General features: G+C 62.8%; 24 protein-coding genes. 10 read left to right on the forward strand and 14 right to left on the reverse strand.

The genetic code is table 11. The features are described 5' to 3' along the window. Position 1: 1 nt before the first annotated feature. Positions 2–1,303 (reverse strand): MFS transporter, encoded by a 1,302-nt coding sequence (locus AB0N72_RS07835; protein WP_363934285.1) that lies wholly within the window; start codon positions 1,301–1,303, stop codon positions 2–4. Between the two features lie 157 nt (positions 1,304–1,460). Between AB0N72_RS07835 and rraA the strand changes: the two genes are divergently transcribed. Both rraA and AB0N72_RS07845 read left to right on the forward strand, forming a co-directional pair. Further along, positions 1,461–1,934 carry a ribonuclease E activity regulator RraA gene (gene rraA, locus AB0N72_RS07840; RefSeq protein WP_363934287.1) on the forward strand — a complete coding sequence of 158 codons (474 nt, stop codon included), beginning with the start codon at positions 1,461–1,463 and terminating at the stop codon, positions 1,932–1,934. Between the two features lie 130 nt (positions 1,935–2,064). After that, positions 2,065–3,717: an MDR family MFS transporter gene (locus tag AB0N72_RS07845; protein WP_363934288.1), complete on the forward strand. Its 1,653-nt coding sequence runs from the start codon at positions 2,065–2,067 to the stop codon at positions 3,715–3,717. A 68-nt stretch (positions 3,718–3,785) separates the two neighbouring features. Here AB0N72_RS07845 and AB0N72_RS07850 read toward each other — a convergent pair whose 3' ends face one another. The 7 genes from AB0N72_RS07850 to AB0N72_RS07880 all read right to left on the reverse strand — a co-directional run bounded on the left by AB0N72_RS07850 (position 3,786) and on the right by AB0N72_RS07880 (position 11,397). Further along, the gene (locus AB0N72_RS07850; RefSeq protein WP_363934290.1) at positions 3,786–5,231 is read right to left on the reverse strand and encodes an aromatic amino acid lyase; all 1,446 of its coding nucleotides are present in this window, start codon (positions 5,229–5,231) and stop codon (positions 3,786–3,788) included. 242 nt (positions 5,232–5,473) lie between these two features. Then, positions 5,474–7,225, reverse strand: coding sequence for a urocanate hydratase (locus AB0N72_RS07855; protein WP_363934292.1), 1,752 nt, complete (start codon positions 7,223–7,225; stop codon positions 5,474–5,476). Between the two features lie 33 nt (positions 7,226–7,258). Continuing rightward, positions 7,259–8,170 carry an ABC transporter substrate-binding protein gene (locus AB0N72_RS07860; protein WP_363934294.1) on the reverse strand — a complete coding sequence of 304 codons (912 nt, stop codon included), beginning with the start codon at positions 8,168–8,170 and terminating at the stop codon, positions 7,259–7,261. A gap of 77 nt (positions 8,171–8,247) precedes the next feature. Beyond that, entirely contained in the window at positions 8,248–9,000 is a 753-nt protein-coding gene (locus AB0N72_RS07865) for an ABC transporter permease subunit (RefSeq protein WP_363934296.1), read from the reverse strand. After that, entirely contained in the window at positions 8,961–9,611 is a 651-nt protein-coding gene (locus AB0N72_RS07870; RefSeq protein ID WP_363934298.1) for an ABC transporter permease, read from the reverse strand. The genes AB0N72_RS07865 and AB0N72_RS07870 overlap by 40 nt, the downstream gene beginning before the upstream one ends. Further along, entirely contained in the window at positions 9,608–10,714 is a 1,107-nt protein-coding gene (locus tag AB0N72_RS07875) for an ATP-binding cassette domain-containing protein (RefSeq protein ID WP_363934300.1), read from the reverse strand. The genes AB0N72_RS07870 and AB0N72_RS07875 overlap by 4 nt, the downstream gene beginning before the upstream one ends. Continuing rightward, entirely contained in the window at positions 10,711–11,397 is a 687-nt protein-coding gene (locus AB0N72_RS07880; RefSeq protein ID WP_363934302.1) for an IclR family transcriptional regulator, read from the reverse strand. The genes AB0N72_RS07875 and AB0N72_RS07880 overlap by 4 nt, the downstream gene beginning before the upstream one ends. 245 nt (positions 11,398–11,642) lie before the next feature. Here AB0N72_RS07880 and AB0N72_RS07885 point away from each other — a divergent pair, with 245 nt between their 5' ends. From AB0N72_RS07885 to AB0N72_RS07895, 3 genes are all read left to right on the forward strand, one after another. Then, positions 11,643–12,842, forward strand: a complete 1,200-nt coding sequence (locus AB0N72_RS07885; RefSeq protein WP_363934304.1) for an allantoate amidohydrolase — start codon at positions 11,643–11,645, stop codon at positions 12,840–12,842. Continuing rightward, a complete protein-coding gene (locus AB0N72_RS07890; RefSeq protein WP_363934305.1) occupies positions 12,839–14,194 on the forward strand; it encodes a formimidoylglutamate deiminase in 1,356 nt (451 codons plus the stop codon). The genes AB0N72_RS07885 and AB0N72_RS07890 overlap by 4 nt, the downstream gene beginning before the upstream one ends. 330 nt (positions 14,195–14,524) lie before the next feature. Continuing rightward, positions 14,525–15,994 (forward strand): sugar porter family MFS transporter, encoded by a 1,470-nt coding sequence (locus AB0N72_RS07895; protein ID WP_363934306.1) that lies wholly within the window; start codon positions 14,525–14,527, stop codon positions 15,992–15,994. Between the two features lie 63 nt (positions 15,995–16,057). Here the strand turns inward: AB0N72_RS07895 and AB0N72_RS07900 are convergent, their stop codons facing one another. The 3 genes from AB0N72_RS07900 to AB0N72_RS07910 form a co-directional block, all read right to left on the reverse strand. Next, on the reverse strand, positions 16,058–17,284 hold the full coding sequence (locus tag AB0N72_RS07900; protein ID WP_363934308.1) for an MFS transporter: 1,227 nt from the start codon (positions 17,282–17,284) through the stop codon (positions 16,058–16,060). A 68-nt stretch (positions 17,285–17,352) separates the two neighbouring features. Beyond that, on the reverse strand, positions 17,353–17,796 hold the full coding sequence (locus AB0N72_RS07905; RefSeq protein ID WP_363934309.1) for a MarR family transcriptional regulator: 444 nt from the start codon (positions 17,794–17,796) through the stop codon (positions 17,353–17,355). Between the two features lie 77 nt (positions 17,797–17,873). Next, on the reverse strand, positions 17,874–18,377 hold the full coding sequence (locus AB0N72_RS07910; RefSeq protein WP_363934310.1) for a GNAT family N-acetyltransferase: 504 nt from the start codon (positions 18,375–18,377) through the stop codon (positions 17,874–17,876). A 107-nt stretch (positions 18,378–18,484) separates the two neighbouring features. Here AB0N72_RS07910 and AB0N72_RS07915 point away from each other — a divergent pair, with 107 nt between their 5' ends. The 5 genes from AB0N72_RS07915 to cycA all read left to right on the forward strand — a co-directional run bounded on the left by AB0N72_RS07915 (position 18,485) and on the right by cycA (position 22,367). Continuing rightward, positions 18,485–18,814, forward strand: a complete 330-nt coding sequence (locus AB0N72_RS07915; RefSeq protein ID WP_363934312.1) for a PadR family transcriptional regulator — start codon at positions 18,485–18,487, stop codon at positions 18,812–18,814. A gap of 1 nt (position 18,815) precedes the next feature. Then, a complete protein-coding gene (locus AB0N72_RS07920; protein ID WP_363934314.1) occupies positions 18,816–19,181 on the forward strand; it encodes a DUF1048 domain-containing protein in 366 nt (121 codons plus the stop codon). Further along, on the forward strand, positions 19,178–19,981 hold the full coding sequence (locus AB0N72_RS07925; protein WP_363934316.1) for an ATP-binding cassette domain-containing protein: 804 nt from the start codon (positions 19,178–19,180) through the stop codon (positions 19,979–19,981). The genes AB0N72_RS07920 and AB0N72_RS07925 overlap by 4 nt, the downstream gene beginning before the upstream one ends. Then, positions 19,978–20,742 carry an ABC transporter permease gene (locus AB0N72_RS07930; RefSeq protein WP_363934318.1) on the forward strand — a complete coding sequence of 255 codons (765 nt, stop codon included), beginning with the start codon at positions 19,978–19,980 and terminating at the stop codon, positions 20,740–20,742. Before AB0N72_RS07925 ends, AB0N72_RS07930 begins: the two co-directional genes overlap by 4 nt. Positions 20,743–20,906: 164 nt before the next feature. Continuing rightward, positions 20,907–22,367 (forward strand): D-serine/D-alanine/glycine transporter, encoded by a 1,461-nt coding sequence (cycA, locus tag AB0N72_RS07935; protein ID WP_363934320.1) that lies wholly within the window; start codon positions 20,907–20,909, stop codon positions 22,365–22,367. Between the two features lie 67 nt (positions 22,368–22,434). Here cycA and AB0N72_RS07940 read toward each other — a convergent pair whose 3' ends face one another. From AB0N72_RS07940 to AB0N72_RS07950, 3 genes are all read right to left on the reverse strand, one after another. Then, complete coding sequence (locus tag AB0N72_RS07940; protein ID WP_363934322.1) at positions 22,435–23,583, reverse strand: mannitol-1-phosphate 5-dehydrogenase; 1,149 nt, start codon at positions 23,581–23,583, stop codon at positions 22,435–22,437. Next, a complete protein-coding gene (locus AB0N72_RS07945; protein ID WP_363934324.1) occupies positions 23,583–25,601 on the reverse strand; it encodes a PTS mannitol transporter subunit IICBA in 2,019 nt (672 codons plus the stop codon). Before AB0N72_RS07945 ends, AB0N72_RS07940 begins: the two co-directional genes overlap by 1 nt. 62 nt (positions 25,602–25,663) lie before the next feature. Next, a complete protein-coding gene (locus AB0N72_RS07950; protein ID WP_018780189.1) occupies positions 25,664–26,386 on the reverse strand; it encodes a TetR/AcrR family transcriptional regulator in 723 nt (240 codons plus the stop codon). Positions 26,387–26,497: the final 111 nt, after the last annotated feature.

The raw sequence follows: 26,497 nt of genomic DNA on the forward strand, positions 1-26,497 counted from the left end.
CCTAGTCCACGCTCTTGATCTTCACCACGAACACGGCGCCCAGGAGCCCGATGACTGCGGCGGCTATGTAAAGCGAGACGTAGCCGCCCAAGGAATCAACAAACACAAAAGCGATTGCGGGGGCGATCACCTGGGGCAGCGAATTCGCAATGTTGATGACACCCAGGTCCCGGCCGCGGTCCAAAGCCGTAGGCAGGACCTGGGTGATCAGCGCGAAGTCCACTGCAAGGTAGGCTCCAAAGCCAATTCCGAGTACGGCCGCGCCCGCAAGACCGCCGATCCACGTTGGGGCGAAGGCAAGAATCAACGATGCCGCGGCGATGATGACCGACGACGCTATGACCAAGGGCTTCCGCTTTCCCATCCGGTCACTCAGCCGTCCGCCCAGGACACTGGTGATGATAACCATCACGGCATAGAGCCCGGTTAGGACGAGCACGCCGAACTCGGGCTGGATTCCTTGGGTTTCCTTGAGACGGACTACGTCGCTGAGGAAGAACAGCAGGTACAGGGTCACCATATGGTTGCCGGTGCTGACGAGTAGCCGGGTCAGCCAGGCCCAGGCAAAGTCCGGGTAGCGTCTCGGAGAGACCCAGAATCCCGCAACGAAACGCCAAAGGCTGAAGGGCGGTCGATCCTGCGGCGGCAGGGGCTGGTCGTCGCTTTTGAAGAGATAAAGCACGACGCCGGCGAGCAGCGCCGCTGCGCACACCCAGTACCCTGCGGCGAAGTCGCCAGCCACGACGGCGGCGATTACTGCGCCCACGAGGATTCCCACCGTCTGGCCCATGGCCGCCAACCCGCCGACTGTCCCGCGCTGCGGCACGGGAACCCTGTCCGGGACGGCCGCCGTGATGGCCGAGTACATGGCGTTGGCACCCGCCTGCACGAGGCACCACAGCAAAGTCATCACAGCGACATTGGGGGCTCCTGCCAACGCCACGAGGGCAACTGCACCGAGTATGGCTCCCATGAGTACCCAAGGAACCCGCCGTCCAAAACGGGAGGTGGTTCGATCGCTGAAAGCGCCAAAGAGAGGGTTGGCGACCATCGACACAGCGGCACCGCATCCGGTAACCAAGGCAAGGATGGCTTCCTTCTGCCCCTCGTCGAAGTGGGCCGCCTGCTGCCCCAGAAGAACCTGGAGGGGCCCGAAGAACGCTGCGTTGATGCCGAGATTGACCAACACCACGCCAGTGACCCACACAGGCCTGACAGGAGCCACGGGTTCAGCGAGCGCCGTGCCATTGGACCGGACGACGGCGGGATCCGGTACTGGCCCCGGAAGGTCAGACAAACTCATGGCAGGTTCCCCCTCATTTGGTGTGTGGATTCAGCCTAGCGCGGCAGCACGACACTGGACCGACGTCTCGTCGTTTATCCACATAGCCCCGAAATACGGACCGTCCGGGCATATCAGACACGTTAGTGTGGCCTCAAACCCACGGAGGAGCATCACTATGAGCCAGCAGATAAATACCGCCGATCTCTACGACGAGCGCGGCGAAGAACTGGAGTCCATCGCCATCCAGTTCCAGAACCTCGGGCGCCACACACACTTCAACGGACCTGCCCGCACCATCCGGTGTTTCGAGGACAACGCCTTGGTGAAGTCTGTCCTTGGCACACAGGGTGATGGCGCCGTTCTGGTCATTGATGGTCAGGGTTCATTGAGGACCGCCCTCATGGGGGACATGATTGCCGAAAGTGCCGTGAAAAATGGCTGGGCCGGGGTCATCATCAACGGCGCCATCCGCGACCGCGAAGCCATCGCCCGGCTTCCTTTGGGCGTCAAAGCCCTCGGGAGCAACCCCAGGAAGAGTGCCAAGACGGGAGCCGGCGAGCTCGATGTCGAACTCGTCATTGATGATGTCCGCATCCGGCCCGGGGCGATGATTTACAGCGATCCGGATGGCATCCTGCTGGAACGCTGACGCTTCCGGGCCCGTCTTGGAGGAACAGGCGAAGAAATATTTTCCCATCGGGAATGATCGGGGCGTTAGGATAGTTACTGAAAGCAACTATCCTGCTTAATCCCACTTTTCTGCCATCTCTGGAGAAGATATGTCCAATTCCACGCCCGTTCGGGCAGCTGGTGAGGTGCTGACCCACCGTCAGACGCTCACCGTCATGGTGGGACTCATGCTCGGCATGTTCCTGTCCTCGCTGGACCAGACCATCGTGTCCACGTCCATCTACACCATCGCCAACGACCTCGACGGCTTGTCCCTCCAGGCGTGGGCCACCACGGCCTACCTCATCACCTCCACGGTGAGCACCCCGCTGTACGGCAAGCTCAGCGATATCTTTGGTCGGCGCCCGCTGTACCTTGCGGCCATCCTGATCTTCCTGGCCGGCTCACTGTATGCAGGTTCCGTTCACTCCATGACGGAGCTTGCCATTGCACGCGGCATCCAGGGACTCGGTGCCGGTGGTCTCCTGGCACTGGCCCTGACCATCATCGGTGACATCGTCGCCCTCAAGGACCGGGCCAAGTACCAGGGCTACTTCATGTCGGTGTTCGGCATTTCGTCCGTCCTGGGCCCGGTCATCGGTGGCGCGTTCGCAGGTTCAGCCAACATCCTGGGCTTCGACGGCTGGCGTTGGGTCTTCTTCATCAACCTCCCCATCGGTCTTGCAGCCCTGGTGGTCGTCTTCATGTACCTGCACCTGCCGGTCAGGCACGTGAAGCAGAAGATCGATTACTGGGGCGCCGCCGCCATCACGCTGGCCATCGTTCCGCTGCTTCTGGTGGCCGAGCAGGGCCGCACGTGGGGTTGGTCCTCTGCAGGGTCATGGCTTTGCTACGGCCTGGGTGTTATCGGCATCGTGGCCTTCCTCTTGGCAGAGAGGCGCGCAGGAGACTACGCACTGATTCCCCTGCGTCTGTTCAAGAACACCACCTTCGGCCTGTCGTCGCTGCTGAACTTCATCATCGGCATCGGCATGTTCGGCGCAATCGCCATGCTGCCCATGTACTTGCAGCTGGTGAAGGGCCTGACGCCCACCGAGGCGGGCCTGATGATGATCACCTTCACCGTGGGCATTCTCTTCGGATCAATCTCCGCAGGCCGCACGATCTCATCGTCCGGCGTCTACCGGATCTTCCCCATCCTGGGCACTGCTGTACTCGCCGGTGCAGCGACCGTCATGGGCTTGGTCCTGGGAGTCGACACCGGTTTGTGGGTTCCCGGACTGATCGCCGTGTTCTTCGGCGTTGGCCTGGGCTTCTGCATGCAGCCGCTGACTCTTGCCATGCAGGTTTCCGTTCCGCCCAAGGACATGGGCGTCGGCACCTCCACGGCTGCGTTCTTCCGCTCCATGGGCGGCGCCGTTGGCACGGCAGTATTCATCTCCATGCTGTTCAGCACCGCAGCGGACAAGATCGCTGATGGCATGAAGACGGCAGCATCCAGCCCCGACTACCAAGCCGTCATGCGTGACCCGGCAGTCGCCTCGGACCCCGCGAACGCCAAGCTGTTCGACTTCTTCAAGAACGGCGCCAACAACGATTCGCTGAACGACACAAGCTGGTTGCACTCGGCCAACAGCACGCTCACCCGGCCGATCACCGAAGGCTTCGCGCAGGCCATCGACGTGGTCATGCTGACCGCCGCTGGCCTCATGATCATCGCGTTCCTGATCAGCTTCGCGCTGCCGAACAAGAAACTCACGGATCCGAAGGCTGCCGCCAAGGATTCAGTTCCGGCTCACTAAGCAACGTAAGTAAGTAGAAGCGGCAGGCAGTCTTTGGACTGCCTGCCGCTTCTATGTTGCCTTGGATGCTAGTGCGCCGCCAGGACGATCCCGACCGCTTGCTCCACGTCACCTCGCAGATCCCGATCGGCGGCGTCCGCCGGCAATGCATATCCGGCGGTCATCATGCTGCGCAGAGTGTGGCTGGGAAACTCGTCCGGTCGCCGCCCTTGGAGCCGGAGCGCACGTGCGGCACAGACAAGTTCGACGGCGGTCACGGTCGCCAAGGCCTGCACCGTGGACTGCAGTTGAGCCGCCGCAACGCTTGCGAAGCTTGCGTCTTCCTCTGCACCCAGAGACAACACCACTGTCTGCATGCTCGCTGGATGGCTATTGGCACGAATCCGGCCCACTGCGGCGGCAGCGACATATTCGAGCATCATGACGCCGGACTTTCCCGTTCCATCCTGCGCAAGGAAAGGGTGGAGTCCGGTGTAGTTGGGGTCGCACAGCAGATCAATCCTGCGCAGGTGGGTTGCACAGGCAGCAGCTATGGCCAGGTGCAACGTATCCACACGGCGGGCAAGGTTGGTCATCTGGAAAAGCCCGTGGTGGGCGACATCGTTCGTGCCATCGGGCAAGCTCCCATGGACCAAGGGATTCTCGTTGCCGGCGGTCACCAGACGGCCGAGCAAACTGCCCAAAGCCTCCAGTTCCTCAGCCTGGGAGCCAAATATTTGGGGCAGCGTGCGCAGGCAATACGGGTCCTGGATTCGGGAAGGCTGCCCGCTGCCCTGGACCAACTCGTGCAGAGCATTCGCGGCTTTTGCAACAGCAGGGGTGTCCGCGGCAGCCGCCACCGCCGGACTCAATGCCTCCGCGTTGCCGGACATTGCGATGAAGGATAGTGCCGCCACGGACGCAGCATTCTCCAGGAGCTGTGCAAGTTCCTCGTGGGCCAGAACCGCCTGGGCGATCGTCAATGCGCTGGAGCTGATGAAGGGAAGAGCGTCGGCGGTGGCCCAGCTGTCCACGAAGCGACGTACCCCTCCCCCGCCCAAGGGCTCACGCTCGCCCAGCATCGTCAGGGCCGTTCCGGACAGGGCTTGGAGATCGGCTGTTCCGATGCCGCCGAACTCCCGTATTTCCGGAACGACATCCGAGTTGATCAGCTCGGCAAGAGCCACGGCAATGGCCGGGTTGATGCCGGATGCACCAGCGGCCAACTGTGAGAGTCTCACTACCAGCATCGCCCGGATGGTCCGCCGGGCCAGGGGCCTGCCTGCATCCACGGCATGACTCCGCAGCAATTGAAGGCCGTGGAGGTCACTGCCGTCTTCGGACAGGGCAACAGTCCGGTTCGCCCCTACCCCTGTTGAGCGGCCATAGACCGGTCGGCGTGATGACGTCGCAACGGCAGACTCCTGCGACGCTGCCATGCGGGCCATGGCTTCGGGTGCCACATTCACAGACGCGCCGTCCGCAACCGCCACAATATCCGCCAATGCCAAATGCCGGCCGTCTATTTCGATCATGGGCCGATCCTTTCATTTGTCGTCGAAGTGAGGCGCCTTAACGGCAGTAGTGGTTGCCAGGCAGGGCATGGCAACCACTACTGCTTGCTAGTCGGTTTCAGGCGCGAAGCGGACCGGGTTCCAAGCCACTGGGGAGTGCTGGACAGGAAGCTGCTTGCTCCTTCGGGCCACGACGATGGGATCACTTTGACGTGATTCCGGATCTGAACATTCCAGTTCTGCCCGGGAAGCGGCAGTCACGGTCATGGTCGTGCTTCCTGGTCGTCCGCTGCGCCCTCGTTCATGGGGATGCGGACGCCGCGTTCCTTGGCTACTTCGATGGCGCGTTCGTAGCCGGCGTCGGCGTGGCGGATGACGCCCATGCCGGGGTCGTTGGTCAGCAACGCGGTCAGCTTCGCCGCGGCCAGTTCCGTGCCATCAGCCACGGAGACCTGGCCGGTGTGGATCGACCGGCCAATCCCAACCCCGCCGCCGTGATGGATCGAGACCCAGGTGGCGCCCGAGGACGCAGCGGTGAGGGCGTTCAGCAGCGGCCAGTCAGCAATCGCGTCCGATCCGTCCTTCATCGACTCCGTCTCCCGGTACGGGGACGCCACCGAGCCCGAATCCAGGTGGTCACGGCCGATCACGATCGGGGCTTTGACCTTGCCCTCGGCCACGAGCTTGTTGAACAGCAGCCCGGCCTTGTGGCGTTCGCCGTAGCCGAGCCAGCAAATCCGGGCCGGCAGGCCTTCGAACTCCACCCGCTCAGCCGCGGCGTCGAGCCACTTGTGCAGGTGCTTGTTCTCCGGGAACAACTCCTTGATCGCCTCATCCGTGACACGGATGTCTTCCGGGTCACCGGAGAGAGCCACCCACCGGAACGGGCCAAGACCCTCGCAGAACAACGGACGGATATACGCCGGGACGAAGCCGGGGAACTCAAACGCCCGGTCGTAACCGCCCTTGCGGGCCTCATCCCGGATGGAGTTGCCGTAATCGAACACCTCGGCGCCGGCGTCCTGGAACTCCACCATCGCCTGGACGTGCCGGGCCATGGACGCCTGGGCCTTCTTGGTGAACCCTTCCGGATCCGCCGCGGCCTCAACATGCCACTCTTCCACCGTGATGCCCTCGGGCAGGTAAGACAACGGATCATGCGCGGAGGTCTGGTCCGTGACCACATCAATGGTCAACTCCCCGGCCTTGTGACGGGCCAGCAACTCCGGGAACACCTCCGCGGCGTTACCCACATACCCCACGGACCAGCCACGACGCTCAGCCTTCGCGGCCTGGACCTTCGCGATCGCCGTATCCAAATCCGTTTCCACCTCGTCCAGGTACCGCTTGCCCACACGGCGGCGCAGACGGGTCTCATCCACATCAACAATCAAGCACGCACCGTCGTTCAGCGTCACCGCCAACGGCTGCGCACCACCCATCCCACCACACCCACCAGTCAGCGTCAGCGTCCCCGCCAACGACCCCTCCGTGGAACCCTCCACGGCAGGGGCAGGGTGCCGGCCATCTTCAGCGAGCTTCCGCCCCACCGCAGCGAACGTCTCATACGTTCCCTGCAAGATCCCCTGCGTGCCAATGTAAATCCACGAACCCGCCGTCATCTGCCCATACATCGTCAAACCCTCAGCCTCCAAACGGCGGAACTCAGGCCACGTCGCCCAGTCCCCCACCAGGTTCGAGTTAGCCAACAACACCCGCGGCGCCCACTCGTTCGTGCGGAACACACCCACCGGCTTACCCGACTGCACCAGCAGGGTCTCGTCCTTCTCCATCGTCTCCAGCGTCCGGGTGATCGCATCAAACGCATCCCAGGAACGGACAGCCCGGCCGGTGCCCCCATAGACCACCAGGTCATCAGGACGCTCAGCAACCTCAGGATCCAGATTGTTCATCAACATACGCAACGGCGCTTCGGTCTGCCACGACTTGGCAGTGAGCTCCGTACCCCGGGCAGCCTTGACCGGACGGGCTCCAGTAGTGAAATCGGCAGTCATTCTCTTACTCCTAAAAATTCCAGAACAGCGGGATCAGCCCAGGTTCTTGGTCTTGAGCCATTCCTTGGCGATTTCGCCGATGTCCTCGAACTTGGCCACGCGGCCGTTCATCTTGATCAGGTCCTCAGTGGTGAGGGCAGCAGAGACCTTGTCCAGTGTTTCCTTGACAGTGGCCGTGGACTTCTTCTGGTTGATGACCGGAACGATGTTCTCGGAGAGGAACAGGTTCTTGTTGTCCTCGAGTGCCACAAGGTTGTTCTCAGCCAGTGCCGGGTCCGTACTGAAGAGGTCGGCTACCTGGATCTGACCGGAAAGGAGGGCGTTCAGCGTGAGCGGCCCACCGGCGTCGAGCGCTGAAAATTCCTTGAACTCAAGGTTGTAGACCGACTTCAGGCCAGCAACGCCGTTGAGGCGGGTCTTCCACTCCGGCGGGCCGCCCAGGACGAGGTCCTTGGCAACCGGCTGCAGGTCCTCGATGGTCTTGAGCTTGTACTGATCGGCGATGTCCTTCTTGACGGTGAGGACATCCTTGTCCTCCGCCTCGGAAGCCGTCAGGACCGCAAGGCCGGAGGGGATCTTGGTGGTCAATTCCTTGGCCACGTCCTCGGAAGAAACAGCCTTTGTTGCGGAGTCGAGGTACTGCAGGAGCGCCCCGCCGTACTCGGGCATGAGGTCGATGGAGCCGTCCTTGAGTGCGGGGATGGTGACCTCGCGGCTGCCGATGCTGGGCTTCTCCGTGACCGCCACGCCCTTGGACTTGAGGGCCTCTGCGTAGATCTTGGCGATCAGCTGGCTTTCCGGGAAATCGGCGGAACCGACAATAATGCTGTCGCTCGAGGCTCCCGCGGCCGTGTTGGACGTGCTCATGGGGTCCCCGCCGCCGCAGGCGCTCAGGGTGATGGCGGCAACTGCCGCAAGGGTGAAACCGGTGAGGTACTTCTTCATGTCAACTCTCCTGGAAGGGGCGCCGCAGGGCATGCGGTGGCCAAGTGGGGGTGGGGGAGGTGCGAAATAGCTGGTAGCTAGACCGTGACGGGGGTCTTCACGGCTTCGGCTGCGGGAGCCGACTTGATGGTGCGCCGGGTCAGTCCGGGTGAGACCACGCGACGGGTAATAAAGGCGAGAAGCTGGTCGAAGAACAGTGCCAGCAAAGCAACCAGAACTGCGCCTGCAACCATCTGGCCGTAGTCGTTCTGGGCCTTGCCATCGATCAGCAGGCGGCCGAGGCCACCGAGCGAAATGTATGCGGCGATGGTCGCCGTCGAGATGATTTGCAGCAGGGCGCTTCGGATACCGGACAAAACCAGTGGAAGCGAGCAAGGCAGCTGGACATCCGTGAGGATCTTCATGGTGCGGAAGCCCATGCCTTTTGCGGCGTCGACGGCGGCAGCATCCACTGCGCGGACGCCGGCGTAGGTGTTGGTCAGGATCGGCGGAACCGCCAGCAGTACCAGCACGATGAGGCTTGGGAGGACGTAACCCATGCGGGACGGGAAGGCCGGGGAGATAAGCAGGACAAGGAGGATCAGCAGACCAACACTCGGAAGGGCACGGAGCGCGTTGGCAAGGCCGGCGATCATGAACACACCCTTGCCGGTCACGCCGATGTAGATGCCGAGCGGTATTGCGATGATGGCAGCGATGTCCAGTGCAATTAGCGAGTAGAGAAGATGCTCACCGATCAGTGTTGGGATTCCGCCTGCACCACTCCAGTGCGCGGGGTCGAACAAGTAGTTCACGATGCCACCACCTTGGGGGTCCACGGTGTCAGCCACCGGTTGAGAAGGATGATCAGCCCGTCCAGGATCATCGCCAGGACCACGCAGAGCACGATGCCCGCGATGATCGGCGTGTAGAAACGGAGCTGGAAGCCCTGCGTGAAGAGCGAACCAAGCTGCGGAATGCCCAACAGCGCAGCAACAGAGACCAGGCTGACGTTGGAAACTGCGGCCACCCGCAGGCCTGCGCAGATAACAGGGACGCCCACGGGGAGCTCAACCTTCAGCAGGCTCTGGTAGCCGCGGTAACCCATGGCCTTGGCGGCTTGGACTGTGTCCTCGGGGACGGAATCCAGGGCATCAGCCACCACCCGCACCAGCAGTGCGACTGTGTAGACGGTCAACGCTGCGACGATGTTCAGCGGGTCCAGGATCTTGGTGCCCAGGACAAGCGGCAACAGGACAAAAAGAGCCAGGGACGGAACCGTGTAAAGGAGTCCGGCGACGCCCACCAGCAGCGGGTAGATGCGGCGGCTCCGGTGTGCCCACCAGCCAAGGGGCAAAGCGATGAGCAGCCCCAGGATCAGCGGGGTGACGGCCAGCAGGACGTGCCAGCCAAGCAGGAAGACAATGTTGTCGAACTGGCGGCCCAGCCATTCGAAGTTCATCGCGCGGTCTCCAAGTGAGGTTCGGCCTCGATGGCCTTGACAACGTCCGTGGCTGTGACCGTGCCGATCAGCTCACCGTGCTCATTGACCACAACACCACGGCGGCTCGGCGAGGAGAGAGCCGCATCCAGCAGCTGACGCATTGTCCCGGAAGCCGCGGCAGGGATCCCGCTGAGGTTGAGGTTCTCGCGCTTGACCTCACCGTTGAGAAGCTCCGGCTGCGCCCAACCGAGAGGCTTCCTGCCGCCGTCGACCACCAACACCCAAGCACCCGACGCCTTGGCGCGGGCCTCGTCGGCGGACGCGCCGAGCTGGACCACGGCTTCTTCGCCGATGGTTACGGCCCCGGCTGTCTTGGTGAAGCCGAGGGAACGGTAGCCACGGTCACGGCCCACGAAGTCGGCCACGAACTCATCGGCGGGCGAAGTGAGCAACTCGGACGGCGAAGCCATCTGGGCGAGCTTGCCGCCAACACGCATCACGGCCACCTGGTCGCCGAGCTTGAGTGCTTCGTCGATGTCGTGCGTGACCATGATGATGGTCTTGCCGATCTCGCGCTGCAAGCGGAGGAACTCCTCCTGCAACTGGCCACGGACCACGGGGTCAACGGCACTGAAGGGCTCATCCATCAACATGAACGCCGGATCCGAAGCAAGCGCGCGGGCCACACCGACGCGCTGCTGCTGGCCGCCGGAGAGCTGCCACGGGTAGCGCTTGGCGAAGCTCGCAGGGAGCCCCACCCGCTCCATCAGTTCAAGGGCCTTGGTCCGGGCCTTTTGGCGGCTTTCGCCAAGGAGGACCGGCATGGTGGAGACGTTGTCCACGATGGTCTTGTGCGGGAAGAGCCCCGCGTGCTGGATGACGTAGCCGATCCTTCGGCGGAGCAAGGCCGCGTCCATACCGGAAGTGGGCTGGTCATCGAGGTAGATGGTGCCGCTGGTGGGTTCGATGAGGCGGTTGATCATCCTCAACGAGGTGGTCTTGCCACAGCCGGACGGACCAACCAGGATGGTCAGCTTGCCGGTGGGCGCCTCCAGATTGAGGCCGTCGACGGCGACGGTGCCATCGGGGTAGGCCTTGGTGACATTTTCAAACTTGATCATTTTGCTTCCATGCTTTCCTGGGGTAGCTCATGGTTGTCGGTGGTCAGGGTGAGGACGTTGTCAGCTTCCTCCACCAGTTGCTGGCCGATTTTGAGGGCCTTCAGCTCATCCACGCGATAGCTGGGCGCGACGACGCTGAGCGAGGCCACCGTCCGTCCTCCCATGACTACCGGTGCCGCAATGGCCGTAACGTCGTCCTCCACACCGCTGCGCACCACGGCGAAGCCACGCTCAGGCTGTTCGCCCTTGAGTACTTGGCCGGAAGCTGTTCCTTCGAGCGGGATACTCCGCCCGACCCAGCTGGAATGCCTGATCGAATGAGTGCCTTCGACGATCGCGATGTAGATTCCCGTGTCCCCAACCCCGGGAATGCTCAGATAGCAGGATTCGCGCGTTGTTGCCACGAGCCGCTTCATGGCCGGCGTGCACAACGAGACGAGTGATTCTTTGCCGAGCGCCAGTGCACCCAACTGGATGATGCTGGCCCCCGGACGGAAGTTGCCGCCGTCGTCCCTTGAGACAAAGCCGCTGCCTTCAAGGGTTCGGAGCAAGCGAAGGGCCGTGCTGGGCGAGAGGTCCGCAACCCGTGCGGCGTCGCTCAGCGCAATGGCTCCCTCGGAGCACACGGCCCCCAAGAGAGCGAGCGCCCGCTCGACCGTTCGCGTCGAAGAATCTGCTGCCATTGCGTGGCCTGCTTTCAAGTGGTCTGGATCACCATGTCTTGCCACTAAGTAAAAAGCACTTTTCACACCATGGCAATAGTTTTCTTCAAATTTCCCGAGATTCCGGGAAATATGTCGCGGCGGATCACCACTGCGTGTCACGGATGTTTCCACCCCGTTAAATACCGCCGCTTGGGCGTCAGACCCTTGCCATGTGATGGCATGTGCTTTTTACTTGGTGGCAGTCGTCAACATCGGAGGAACACGTGGAAACCGTCAATCAGCTCCTTGATTCGATCAAGGACGTCGGCCGGGATGGTGTGCGGGGAGGCTACTCCAGGGCCGTCTACTCAACGCCGGAACTCGACCTCCGTGAATGGTTCAAAGAGCAGGCCGCCCAGCGCGGCCTGGGCATCGAGACCGACCGCAATGGAATCATCTGGGCCTGGTGGGGTGAACCGCAGGACGGCGCCTTGGTCACTGGCAGCCACCTGGATTCAGTCCCCGGCGGAGGCGCTTTTGACGGACCGCTGGGCGTCGCTTCCGCACTGGCCGCCGTCGATATCCTCAAAAAGCGCGGGCTTCAGCCGCGCCGGTCCCTGGCCGTGACCGTCTTCCCCGAGGAAGAAGGGTCCCGATTCGGTGTGGCCTGCTTGGGTTCCCGGCTGCTGACCGGTGCCATCGACGTCGACAAGGCGCTGAATCTGCGCGACGCCGACGGCGACACCTTCGCCGACGTCGCACGGTCCAACGGCCTGGATCCGCGGCACATCGGCGCCGATCCTGAAGCGTTGGCCCGGATCGGCGACTTTGTTGAACTGCACGTGGAACAAGGCAAGGGATTGGGACAGGATGGCCCGGCCATCGCCGTCGGAAGTTCCATCCTGGGGCACGGGCGCTGGAAGATCAGCGTCAGCGGCCAGGGAAACCACGCAGGCACCACACTGATGGCAGACCGCGCCGATCCCATGGTGGCTGCCGCGCAGATCGTGTTGGCTGTGCGCGACACCGCGGCCAAGCAGGCGGATGCCCGGGCGACTGTCGGCCGCCTGACACCGGTTCCCGGCGGCACGAATGTGATCGCCTCCCGTGTCGATCTCTGGCTTGACGCCCGCCATCCGGACGACGCCGTAACTGCGCGCCTCATCGAAGCGATCTACGGCGCGGCGCAGGAAGCAGCCGCCGCCGAAGGTTGCACCGCCACGCTCACGGAAGAGTCCTACAGCGGGACCGTCCATTTTGACTCAGGCCTAAGCCGTCGGATCGGCGACCTGTTGCCGGAAGCGCCTGTTTTGGCCACGGGCGCCGGTCACGACGCCGGCGTGCTGGCCGGATACGTTCCCTCGGCCATGCTTTTTGTCCGAAACCCCAGCGGAATCTCGCATTCGCCCGAAGAGTACGTCGCCGACGAAGACGCCGCTTCCGGAACTGTTGCCCTGGCCGACGTCTTGGAGGGCCTCCTGTGAGCACGTTCTGGTGCGAAACCGCGATCATCGGATCCGATGACAGCTCAGGGGCGCCCGAGGCCGCAACTGGCGTGCGCCTGGAGATCCAGGAGGGGCGGATCACGAGCGTCACGCGTGACGCGCAGCCGCAATCCGGCGACACCGTGCTGGAGGGCATCGTCTTTCCCGCCGCTGCCAACGCGCACTCGCACGCGTTCCACCGGGTCTTGCGTGGCCGGACCCACGAAGGGCGCGGGGATTTCTGGGTCTGGCGTGAGCAAATGTACACGAGCGCGTCGGAGCTGACTCCCGAGAAGTACGAAAAGCTTGCGACGGCGGTTTTCGCCGAGATGGTGGTCACCGGGTTCAGCAGCGTCGCTGAGTTCCATTACGTCCACCACCAGCTCGATGGCGCCCCCTATTCCGAACCGCATGCCATGGAGTTGGCGCTGGCACGGGCGGCAATGTCCGCCGGCATCCGCTTGACCCTCCTGGATACCTTGTACCTGACCGGCGGAATCGGCACACCCCTGAGTCCGGAGCAGGCAAGATTTGGAGACCAGGACGTCCACGCCTGGCTCAACCGTCTTGCCTCGCTCCGCACCGCCATTGCCGGGAGTTTCCCGGCGGATCGCGTGAGCGTCGGGGCTGCCCTGCACTCTGTCAGGGCTGTACCGGAAGAGGACTTGAAGGTGGTGGCCGCGCAACTGCCAACAGACATTCCCCTGCACATCCACCTGAGCGAACAACCCGCCGAGAACCAGGCCTGCCTCGAGGCCTACGGCACCACTCCCACCGGCCTCTTGGCGCGCAACGGGCTGCTTACAACCAGGCTCTCGGCGGTCCATTCCACGCATCTCACGCAGGAAGACATCACCTCCCTCGGGCAGGCAGGCACCACTGTGGTGATGTGCCCGAGTACTGAGGCAGACCTCGCAGACGGGATCGGTCCGGCCAGGGAACTTTCCGACGCCGGAGCGACCATCGCCCTCGGGACCGACCAACACGCCGTGATCGATCCCTGGGTCGAAATGCGCACCCTTGAACATGGGGAGCGGCTTGGAAGCGGCCAGCGCGGCAGGTTCACGCCGCAGGAATTGCTTCGCGCTGCAACGGACGGGGCGGCACGGTCCATGGCCACCCCCGTGGCGGAGTCGGTGCTTGCGGTGGGCAGCGTCTGCGACCTCATGGTCATCAACCCGGCCTCTACCCGCACGGTCGGCTCCCGCCCGTTGCAGATGGCGTTCAGCGCCACGGCAAGCGACGTCAGCAAAGTCATCGTCGGCGGCGAACTGCTCGCTTCAGACGGCGTGCACACGCGGCTCGGCGAACCCGGGACACTGCTGGCGGAAGCGCTGAAGGAGCTCTCCTAGCGCCGTGCCTGCGGTTCCAAGGCGTCCGACGGCGGCCCTCACGTTTGGCACTTGAGTCAAGGGCCGCCGTCGTGGGTTGTGTTCAATATGTGGATCCAACGAACGGGTTTTAGGCTCATGGCTGGCTGTAAACAGCTCCCAGGGAACATGCAGCTGACCGCCAGAGCGTCCTTGGGTTAATAAAGTGAATGCATGTCACGTCCATCACTTGACTGGAACTTGGCGGATATGACGTGCCACACTGTGTAGCGCGAGTGCACCGGCGTCCCCGTCGGAACAGCCGACGACGTCACGCACCGCAATCCCACACACCGTTCCCAAGGGAGACCCATGTCCAGTCCCAGCACCGAAGCAGGCGCGCCCCACGTTTCCCGAAAGGTGATCGGCCTCGCTGTCGCCGGCGCAGTGGGTGGCTTCCTGTTCGGCTTTGATTCCTCCGTGGTCAACGGTGCCGTGGATGCCATGGCAAGCGAATTCGTCATGAGCGAGGCACTCACCGGGTTCGCCGTTGCCGTTGCTTTGCTTGGATGTGCCGTGGGCGCCTACCTGGCCGGCAAGGTTGCCGACCGCTACGGCCGCATCCCCGCAATGAAGATCGGTGCGCTGCTCTTCCTGGTCAGCGCAGTTGGAACCGGCCTCGCATTCAGCGTGTGGGACCTCATTTTCTGGCGCTTGGTGGGTGGACTGGGCATCGGCCTGGCGTCCGTGATTGCCCCGGCCTATATCTCGGAGATCTCTCCCAGGCACGTCCGTGGCCGCTTGGCCTCGCTTCAGCAGTTGGCTATCACTACGGGCATCTTTGCTGCGCTGCTCTCCGACGCCGTCCTGGCCAACTCTGCCGGCGGCGCCGGTGGCACACTGTGGCTGGGGATCGAAGCATGGCGCTGGATGTTCATTGCCTGCGCCGTGCCGGCCGCCGTCTATGGCTGGATTGCGTTCCGCTTGCCGGAATCGCCGCACTTCCTGGTGCTCAACGGCAAGGAAGACCAAGCGCGCACCATCTTCAACCGACTGATTCCGGGCGACGACATTGACCGGCACATCCGCGAAATCCGGGAATCCATCCAGCAGGAGAAGCTCTCCACCAAGAAGGGTTCCCTGCGCGGCAACAGGTTCGGCCTGCTGCCCGTGGTGTGGATCGGCATCATCCTGTCCGTGCTGCAGCAGTTTGTTGGCATCAACGTGATCTTCTACTACTCCACCACGCTGTGGAAGGCCGTCGGATTCCAGGAGAAGGACTCCCTCACCATCTCCGTGGCCACCTCCATCACCAACATCCTGGTGACCCTGGTGGCCATCGCACTGGTGGACCGCATCGGCCGCCGCCCCATCCTCTTGACGGGCTCCATCGGCATGGCCGTATCGCTTGGCGTTATGGCCCTGGCCTTCTCCTCGGCTGTGGGCACGGGCTCCGAGATCACGCTTCCTGGTGCATGGGGGCCGATTGCCTTGGTTGCGGCCAACGTGTTCGTAATCAGCTTTGGCGCCTCCTGGGGACCGCTCGTGTGGGTCCTGCTGGGCGAAATTTTCCCGTCGCGCATCCGCGCACGCGCTTTGGGCCTGGCAGCGGCCGCCCAGTGGATCGCGAACTTTGCCATCACACTCAGCTTCCCCATCATGGCGGCAGGTTCGCTCCCCCTCACCTACGCCATGTATGCAGCGTTCGCCGCGGCGTCGTTCTTCTTTGTGATGTTCAAGGTGCCTGAGACGAACGGCATGTCCCTGGAACAGGCTGAGACATTGTTCGTTCCGAAGGGCGCCCCGGTTGCCCCGCTTCCGGTCACCTCGGACGAAAAATAGGTAACGCGCAATGCAGGAAAGCCCGGCGGATTACATCCGCCGGGCTTCTTTTTTAAGTGCCTGTTACACCAGGTGTGGTTCGTGCGACGAGAGGAACTTCCTGCCCCCGAACGCGATCAGAATGGCAATCACCATGGCCACCGCCCCGGCGAAGAACGGAACCTGGGGTCCGAAATGCTCACCGAGCTGCGCTGCAGCAAAGGGGGCCAGTGCGCCGCCCATCCAGCGCACGAAGTTGTAGCCGGCCGAAGCAACCGGGCGCGGCGAATCAGAGACGCCCATGGCAAGTTCCGTATAGACCGTGTTGTTGATGCCCAGCAAGGCGCCCGCCACGATGACAAGCACGACGACGGCAGTCACCGAGTGCCCCGCCGCCAGTCCCAGCCCGATCAGGTCGAGCATGAGGACGGCCAGTGTGCCGGTGAGGACCTTGACGGCACCGAAGCGCTTCTGCAGCACGGGTGCGACGAACACCGAGAACACCGCCACGGCGACGCCCCAGCCGAAGAAGACTCCCCCGATTCCGTAGGCGTCCATGCCGAGGATAAAGGGCGTGAAGGCAAGGATGGTGAAGAAACCGTAGTTATAGAAAAGGGCGCTGGCGGCCGTGGTGCGGAGACCCTTGTGGCCAAGTGCCAGGAGCGGGTCCCGCAGCCGGGACTTCTTCGCCGGTGCCGGCGTTTTGGGCAACAGGGCCAAGAGGGCAATAAAGGCCACCGCCATCAGCACAGCCGTACCGAAGAACGGCGCACGCCACTGCCATCCACCAAGGAGGGCTCCCAAGAGCGGGCCGAGTGAGATGCCGAGTCCCAGGGCTGCCTCATAAAGAATGATCGCGGTGCCCGTTCCGCCGCTGGCCACACCCACAATCACGGCCAAGGCTGTGGCGACGAACAGCGCGTTGCCCAAACCCCACCCTGCGCGGAAGCCTACGAGCTGCTCAACGCTGCCGGAAAGGCCGGACAGTGAAGCGAAAACCACAATGATCGCCAAGCCGATCAGGAGCGTCTTCTTCCCGCCGATCCGCGAGGACACGAAGCCACTGATCAACATCGCTATTGCGGTTACGAGGAAGTAGCTGGTGAACAGCAACGAGACTTCGCTGGTGGACGCCTCAAGGTTCTTGGCGATCGCGGGGAGGATGGGATCCACCAGCCCGATACCCATGAAGGCAAAGACCGCCGCGAGGGCGGTGGCCCACACTGCTTTGGGCTGCCTCAGGAATGAGGCTTTTTCGGCTTCGAGGGTGTTTTCGGCGCTTGCTGAAGCGTCAGCCAACTGGCGTGACATTCAATTGCTCCTTGTCGGTGCGTGATTGTGGGTCGGTGCGTGACTGTGGGTCTGTGCGTAAATTCTGGTTAGTTCTGGAATGAGCCGTTGATCTTGCTGATGACCGGAAGTGCGGCGGCCAGAGCGTCGACTTCCTCAGTGCTGAGGTTCTGCAGCAACTCCGCCACCATCGCATTGCGGCGTTGGTTGGCAGATTCGACGGCGGCGGCCCCGGCTGTGGTGAGGGCCACTTGGACGGCGCGGGAATCGTCGGGGTCGGGCTGGCGGGTTACCAGGCCGGCGCGCTCGAGCTTGATGATCTGCTCGGTGGCGCTGGGGACTTTGATCCCGAGGTTCTTGGCTATGTCACCGACCCGGAGACCTCCGTGCGAGATCATGGAGAGCAAGCTCAACTGCGCGGCAGTGAGTTCGCCTTCAGGGTCCAGGCGGCGGAACATATAGACCCCCAGCCGGAGGGCCTCACGAAAGTCCTGCGCGAGGTCGACGAGGCGGGGATCAAAAGTACCGTTCATATTTAGGTACCCTAATAGTTAGGGTACCTAATAGTCAAGTATCAGCTCAGGACGGGCGGCAGATAGGGGGCAGGACGCTAGAGCGTCAGCTTCATACCTTCATGGCTCGCCACAAAACCAAGCCGCTCATAGAAACGGTGGGCCGCAATCCGGGATTTGTCCGTGGTCAGCTGGACCAATGAGCAGTTGCGCTCCCTGGCCCGCTCAATAGCCCACGTGATCATCAGCGCCCCAACGCCCTGCCCGCGCAGCTTACCGGACACCCGCACCGCCTCGATTTGCGCACGCCACAACCCCTTGCGGGACAGGCCCGGTAGGTAGCTGAGCTGGAACGTGGCCACGACATCGCCGTCGAGTTCACCCACCACCAAAAGGTGCGCTGGATCGGCGTCGATCGCGTCAAAAGCCTGCTCGTAGGGCTGCAGGTCGTCGGCATCCTCCCGCGCCGCCCCCAATTGATCGTCCGCGAGCAACGCAAGGATGCGCGGCAGGTCGCCCTTTCTGGCGCGCCGAAGGGTGAAGGTTCCACCCTCGACGGCGGCGGTCAGCAAAGCGGGTGAGGATCCGGATTCTGTGGTCACCCCCCCCAGCATGCCATCTTGATCGGAACTCAGTGTTGCTAAGTACCGGTACCTAGTTCTACTATATAGTGGTAGCTAGTGATACTGAGTAGCGAGGGAGGTGTCCGATGGGCAAGCAAATGACGGAGATGCTCAAAGGCACGCTGGAGGGCATCGTTCTGGCCCTCCTGACCGGGAAGGCGGCGTATGGATACGAAATCACCACGCTGCTCCGCGAGCAGGGTTTCACCGAGATCGCTGAAGGCACCGTTTACGCGCTGCTGGTCAGGATCGAACAAAAGGGGCTGGTGGACGTTGAAAAGCGTCCCTCCGAAAAAGGGCCGCCCCGCAAGGTGTACACGCTGAACGCGCAGGGCCGAAACGAACTGAACGAATTCTGGAACACCTGGAGCTTCTTGTCCGGACGGATTGAAGAGCTCCGCAAGGAAGGAAAATAGCATGGCAGCGAAATGGATCGAACTGGTCACCGGATCACTCGAGCAGAAGAAGCAGTACAAGCAAGCCAAAGCCCGCATGGACGCCCTGCCGGAGCCCTACCGCACCGTGGCAAGCGCCTTCAACCGCTACCTGATGTACTACGGCGGCGTCACGGAGGGCGACACCATGGTGCAGATGTTCGCGGACCTCGCGGACCTTTGGGAACGCGCGGCGATCGACGGCACTCCCGTCAGCGACATTGTCGGCGAAGATCCGATCGAGTTCGCGGAGACTTTCGCCCAGGCCTACGGCGGAAAGCGCTGGATCGACAAGGAACGCGAGCGCCTCAACAAAGCAATCGATAAGGCGAAGGAGTCGGAGTCATGACTGCGGCGGCAATCCAAGCGACACCGGCAATACAAGTCGAGGGCATTGAAAAGTCCTACAAGGATCTCCATGTACTCCGTGGCGTCACCTTCGAGGTAGCGCCCGGTAGCATCTTTGCACTCCTCGGCTCCAACGGCGCGGGCAAGACCACCATGGTGAAGATCCTGTCCACGCTGCTCGCCGCGGATGGAGGGCAGGCCGCCGTCGACGGTTTTGATGTTGCCAGCGAGTCGCTCCAGGTGAGGCAGTCCATCAGCCTCACCGGGCAGTTCGCGGCCGTGGATGAGGTGCTCACCGGCAAGGAAAATTTGATCCTGGTGGCGAAACTGCGGCATCTCAAGGACCCGGGCAGGATCGCGGATGAGCTGCTGGCGCAATTCAGCCTCACCGACGCCGGCTCACGGAAAGTGGCGGGCTATTCAGGAGGCATGCGCCGGCGCCTGGACATCGCCATGAGCCTGATCGGCAACCCGAAGGTGATCTTCCTGGACGAACCAACCACCGGGCTGGATCCGCAGGCGCGCGTCGAGGTGTGGCAGACCGTCAAGGACCTGGCCCGGAACGGCACAACAGTGCTGCTCACCACCCAATACCTCGACGAGGCCGAGCATCTGGCCGACCGCATCGCGATCCTGCACAAGGGCACAATCATCCAGAACGGCACGCTCGACGAGCTCAAGCGGCTGCTGCCGCCGGCCGAGATTGAGTACGTCGAAAAGCAGCCCTCGCTCGAAGACGTCTTCCTGGCGCTCGTCGGAGAAACGGCTGAAGAGCAGAAAGAGAAGGAGACATCCCGATGAGCACTCACATCCTCAGCGATACCCGCGTCCTCACCGGCCGCTCGCTTCGCCACATCCTGCGCAGCCCCGACACGATCATCACCACCGCGGTCACGCCGATCGCACTGATGCTGCTGTTCGTGTACGTGCTGGGCGGCGCGATCAATACTGGCTCCGACGAGTCCTACATCAACTACATGCTCCCCGGCATCTTGCTGATCACCATTGCCTCCGGCATCGCGTACACCGCCTACCGCCTGTTCCTGGACATGCAGGGTGGCATCTTTGAGCGCTTCCAGTCCATGCCAATCGCACGGTCTTCAGTTCTCTGGGCGCACGTGCTCACCTCACTGGTGGCCAACCTCGTCTCGGTCGCGATCGTCGTAGGAGTGGCCCTCCTTATGGGGTTCCGCACCGGAGCATCCGTGGGCACCTGGCTTGCGATCGCCGGCATCCTGGTCCTGTTCACGCTCGCCTTGACCTGGCTGGCAGTGATCGCCGGACTCTCAGCGAAAACCGTCGACGGCGCCAGCGCGTTCAGCTACCCGCTGATCTTCCTGCCGTTCATCAGTTCAGCGTTCGTGCCCACCACGACGATGCCGGGCCCGGTGGCCTGGTTCGCAGAGAACCAGCCAGTGACCTCGATCGTGAACTCCGTTCGAGCCCTGTTCGCGCAACAGCCCGTGGGCAGCGACATCTGGGTAGCCCTGGCTTGGTGCCTAGGCATCCTGGTCCTCGCCTACGCCTTCGCGATTGCCGCGTACCGGCGGAAGATTGCCTAGCTGCCACAACAAAAACACAGGCCTAAGCTCCCCATTTCCACAGGGGAGCTTTCGCCATGCAGACCGATTCGCCATTTGTCAGACATAAGCTATAGCTTTATCGAACCAGATCTGTAACGGCCGTCACCTTTTTGACGGTTCTTCCGAAGGGTTCTTGAACACTCATGTCTGACCAGACGACAACAGGGCAGCGCACTGCCTCCAGCAGGGACAGCGAGCCCCACCTTTCACGCTCGCTCAGCAACCGCCACATCCAGCTTCTGGCCATCGGCGGCGCCATCGGAACCGGCCTGTTCATGGGCTCCGGCAAGACCATCTCCGTTGCCGGCCCCTCCGTGATCTTCGTGTACATGATCATCGGCTTCATGCTCTTCTTCGTTATGCGCGCCATGGGCCAACTCCTGCTCTCCAACCTGAATTACAAGTCGTTCAGCGACTTCGCGGGCGACCTCCTGGGCCCGTGGGCCGGCTTCTTCACCGGCTGGACCTACTGGTTCTGCTGGGTAGTTACGGGTGTGGCCGACGTCATCGCCATCGCGGGTTACGCCAACGAACTCTGGCCGGGCATCCAGCTGTGGATCCCGGGCCTGGCCACCATCATCATCCTGCTGCTCCTGAACTTGCCCACGGTCAAGGCGTTCGGTGAGACTGAATTCTGGTTCGCGCTCATCAAGATCGTGGCCATCGTTGCCCTGATCGTGGTGGGCCTGGTGATGATCTTCACGGGTTTCCAGTCCAACGCGGGCACAGCCAGCTTCACCAACCTGTGGAGCCACGGCGGCTTCTTCCCCAAGGAGTTCATGGGCTTCGTGGCAGGCTTCCAGATCGCGGTCTTCGCATTCGTCGGCATCGAACTGGTGGGCACCGCGGCCGCTGAAACCAAGAACCCGCAGCACAACCTCCCCCGCGCCATCAACGCCATTCCGCTTCGCGTGATGCTCTTCTACGTAGGCGCGCTGATCATCCTCATGTCGGTCACTCCGTGGACTGAATTCAAGGCCGGCCAGAGCCCCTTCATCGCGATGTTCTCCCTCGCCGGTCTGGGCATGGCAGCCACCGTGGTGAACCTGGTGGTCCTCACATCGGCAATGTCCTCGGCCAACTCGGGCATCTACTCGACCTCCCGCATGGTGTACGGCCTGGCTAACGACGGCGACGCTCCCAAGCTCTTCGGCCGGCTCTCCAGCCGCAAAGTACCCCAGAACGCCCTGTTCCTGTCCTGCGTCCTGCTGCTGGCCGGCGTCGCGCTTCTCTATGCGGGCAAGGACGTTGGCGTCGCGTTCGACATGGTGACTACGGTCTCCGCCGTTTGCTTCATGTTCGTGTGGTCCATCATCCTGGCCAGCTACCTCGTCTACAGGAAGCGCCGCCCGGAACAGCACGCAGCATCACCATTCAAGATGCCCGGCGGTATTCCGATGGTGTGGGTGGTGTTCGCCTTCTTCGCGTTCCTCGTCTGGGCGCTCACCACGCAGCCGGACACCCTCACGGCCCTGCTGGTCACGCCCATCTGGTTCGCCATCCTCGGCGTGGCCTACGCCGTGGTCCGCAAGTCCCCGCTCCACCAGGCCCGCGTGGCCGAATGGAAGGCGATGTCGGAAGCTGAAACCGCGGCAGCGCGCTGACCCTTAAACACGAAAGCCCGACGCCGGGCACCCACCTCGGGTGCCCGGCGTCGGGCTTTCCTGGCAATCAGGCCTCCGCTTGGCGGTCCTCCACCAGTTTCTGCACGGCGGGGAACAGCGGGTGCGTCGGCACCAGTTCGGTGACACGTTCGACGACGGCGGCCGCGTCCAGTTCGGACAGCAGCCTGGCGAGCTCCACGGCTTCGTCGTCGCCGCCGTCGTCGAAGCGCAGGGCTGCGGACATTGCTTCAAGCAGGGCCACCGGGGTGACGCCGCGCTCGGCGAGTTCAGCGGCCGGGCCCACGAAACGCTCGTGCCTGCCGAGTTTCCGCAGCGGCGCACGACCCACGCGCACCACGGTGTCCGGCAGGTGCGGGTTGGTGAAGCGCGAGAGGATCTTCTGGACGTAGGCTTCCTGCTCGGCCTCTACGAAACCGTGCTTGGCCACCAAAAGTTCCTTGGTCTCCTCCAGCACGGCCCGGACCTTTGCAGCCACAGTGGGATCGGCCATGGCGTCTGAGATCTTCTCCAGTCCGGCCGCGTAGCCGAAGTACGCAGCGGAAGCATGGCCCGTGTTCACGGTGAAGAGCTTGCGCTCGATGTACGGTCCGAGTTCGTCCACGAACGTTGCCCCCGGGATCACCGGCGCGCTGCCCTTGAAGGGTGTGCGGTCGATAACCCACTCGTAGAACGTCTCCACCGTCACGTCCAGGCCTTGGCCCGGTGCCTGGTTGGGGACGATCCGGTCAACTGCGGTATTGGCAAAAACGCCGACGGCGTCAAGGTCGCCGGCCGAGTCGTCCCAGGCCGCCCGGATCTCCGTGTGCAGGAGATCCGTGGCGTTGATGGCGTTCTCGCAGGCCATGACCTGCAGCGGCGGAAGGTCCGCGGGCCGGGCGGCCAGCCCGCGGGCGATTACCGGCGCCACGAACTTCAGGATGTGCGGCCCCACCGCCGTGGTGACCACATCCGCCGTCGAGATTTCCTCCACGACCGCGGCTTCCTGGGTTGCCGAATTCAAGGCGCGGAAGCCTTCCACGGTCTTGACCGCCGGGTTCTCGCCTACTTCGTGGACGTCGTAGGAGTCGGCAGATGCGAGCTGGCTGATCAGGGCATCCGCAACGTCGGCGAACACCACATCATAACCGGCTTCGTGCAGCAGCAGCCCCACGAAGCCACGCCCGATGTTGCCTGCCCCAAAATGGACTGCCTTCACTATGCGTTGACCTTTCCGAACAGCTCGAGGACTTCTTCAACGGTTGTAGCCGCCTCCAACTGGGCAACCTGTGCCTTGTTGGTGAAGATCTTCGCGATCGAGGACAGGATGTGGAGGTGTTCGTTGTTGATGCCGGCCACGCCCACCACGAACTTCACTTGCTTGCCGCCCCAGTCGATGCCCTCCGGGTAACGGATGATGGATACGGCCGAGTGGTTGATGTGCTCCTTGGCATCATTGGTGCCGTGCGGAATCGCCAGGAAACTGCCCATGTATGTGGACACGGATTCCTCGCGCTCGTGCATGGCGTGGACGTAGCTCATGTCCACGGCCCCGCGATCCAGCAGCAGCTGCCCGGCCTCGTCGATAGCGGCGTCGCGGTCCGTTGCGTGGCCGTTCAGGACAACACTTTCGCGGAGCAGGACACCTTTACCCTCGACGACGGCGGCAGCCGGCTCTGCGACATGGGCGCCATGGGCGGGGGCTGCTGCGGCGGTCTCCGCGCGAGTGCCCTCGCTGTTGCTGGCCTTCACCAGTTCAACGATTTCGTCGTACCGCGGGCTGTTCATGAAGTTGTCCACGGAGTAGTGCACGGCGCTGGCGGTACGCGGCTGGGCCCTCTCGGTGAGGTCCTCGTGCGTCACCACGACGTCGTAGGAATCACTCAGGTTGGCGATAGCCGAATTGGTGACCTTGACGTCCGGGAAACCGGCCGCCTTGATCTTGTTGCGCAGGACCGAGGCGCCCATGGCGCTCGAGCCCATGCCGGCGTCGCAAGCGAAGACGATGTTCCGGACCGGACGGGTCAGGACGCTACCTTCGCCGCGGGTAGCAGCCGCGTCACCTGCGCCCCCGCCAGTCAGGGCGGAGGAGACGGAGCTCTTCTTGCCCTTCATGGCTTCCATGCGCGAGGTAGCTTCCGTGAGGTCGTCCTCGCCCTTGTTCTTGGAGGTGCGCAGGATCAGGGAGGCGATCAGGAAGGAGACGGTTGCAGCCAGGACGACCGACAAGATGACGCCGATGTAGCTGTCACGCGAGGTCTGCGCGATCACGGCGATGATGGAACCCGGAGCTGCCGGGGCAACCAGGCCGGAGTTGGTGATGGCCAGCGTGGCGATGCCCGTCATGCCGCCGCCGATGGCAGCCAGGATGAGGATCGGCTTCATCAGAACGTACGGGAAGTAGATCTCGTGGATGCCGCCGAAGAACTGGATGATTGCGGCGCCCGGAGCAGAGGCCTTGGCCGCACCACGGCCGAAGAACATGTACGCCAGCAGGATGCCGAGGCCAGGGCCAGGGTTGGCTTCAAGGAGGAACAGGATGGACTTGCCGTGGTCAAGGGACTGCTGGATACCCAACGGAGTCAGCACGCCGTGGTTGATGGCGTTGTTCAGGAAGAGCACCTTGGCGGGTTCAATGAAGATGCTGGTCAGCGGCAGCAGGCCGTTGTTAACCAGGAACTCGACAACAGTTCCGGCGCCCTCCGTGAAACGCTTGACCACCCATGAGAGGCCATAGAAGCCACCCAGTGCCAATGCCGCGCCCCAGATACCGGCGGAAAAGTTGTTCACCAGCATCTCGAAGCCCGGGCGGATCTTTCCATCCCACAGACGGTCGAGCTGCTTCATGGTCCAACCGCCCAGCGGGCCCATAATCATGGCACCGATGAACATAGGCGAGTCGGTACCGGCAATGACTCCCATGGTTGCAATGGCGCCAACGACGCCACCACGGACGTCGTAAACCATCCGGCCACCTGTATAGGCAATCAGGATCGGAAGGAGGTACGTGACCATTGGGCCAACGATGCCCACATTGGGAGCGCCCTTGTCATTGGTGCCGAAACCACCCAGTTCGGGAACGGGAATCCAGCCTACTTTGATGAACAGGGCAGTGATGAGGCCCCAAGCGATGAAGGCGCCGATGTTGGGCATGATCATGCCGGACAGGAAAGTTCCGAACTTTTGGACACCAACGCGGGCGGTGGTGCGGGACTTCGCAACGGTCTCTGTTGCCATGTGAATTCCTAACGTGTGTCCCGCGGCGGCGCGGGGTCAGTCGATATAGATCGAGAGAGCAGCTAGGAGCTGCTGGAAATGCGGTGAAGCCATTCAAGGAAGAGCTTCAGTTCAGAGCTGGACAGTTGGTCCGAATGCGAGGCCTGCAGTGCCGCATTCAGGGCGATTGCCGCAACAACTACCGAGGACTTACCGGAGTCATCTGCTGCGGCGCCACGGGCGGTTTCCGTGGAGACGGCAAAGATCATGGAATCCCGGGTCATCGTTGAGAGCTCGAGGTTCCGTTCCTCCACCGGCTCGGCGATCAGCATGAGCGTGACGCCCACGTTGGCCGCCAGGATGCTGCGTGCCGCTTCGCGGGGCGGCACGTTGATCTGACCGGCGATGGCGGCCTTGTTCAGCATCTCCTCCAGAAGCGCTTCAGCATCGGCCACGATTGCTGGGCGGCTTTCCGGCCGGATGTTGCCGAACATGACCAGGTAGAGGTGGGGTTGGGTCAGCCCGAACTGGACGTGGTTGTCCCACATCCGCCGGACGTCTTCCAAGGGCTCACCGGACGGTGCAAAGTCACGCTCCCCCGCCACGTACTCTTCGAAGCCGGCCGAAACGACGGCGTCGAACAGTCCTTCTTTGTCACCAAAGTGGTGGTAGAGCGTGGGCGCCGTGACCCCCGCAAGCTTGGTGATCTGGCGCGTTGAGACCGCTGACCCCTCCGAATTCGCCAGCAATTCGGCAGCTGCGCGAAGCAACCGAATTTTAGGCGGAAGCTGGTCATCGAAACTCATAACCGCTACCCTAGCACCTATAGCGTTGCTATATGAAGTGGCTCACAACAGAAATTTGTAAGCTAGCTAGAGGGGTCCCCGGTGCCGACGCCGGCGGGTCTGAACCAACAA

The organism is Paenarthrobacter sp. NPDC089307 (genome assembly GCF_040685055.1).
Lineage (GTDB): Bacteria > Actinomycetota > Actinomycetes > Actinomycetales > Micrococcaceae > Arthrobacter.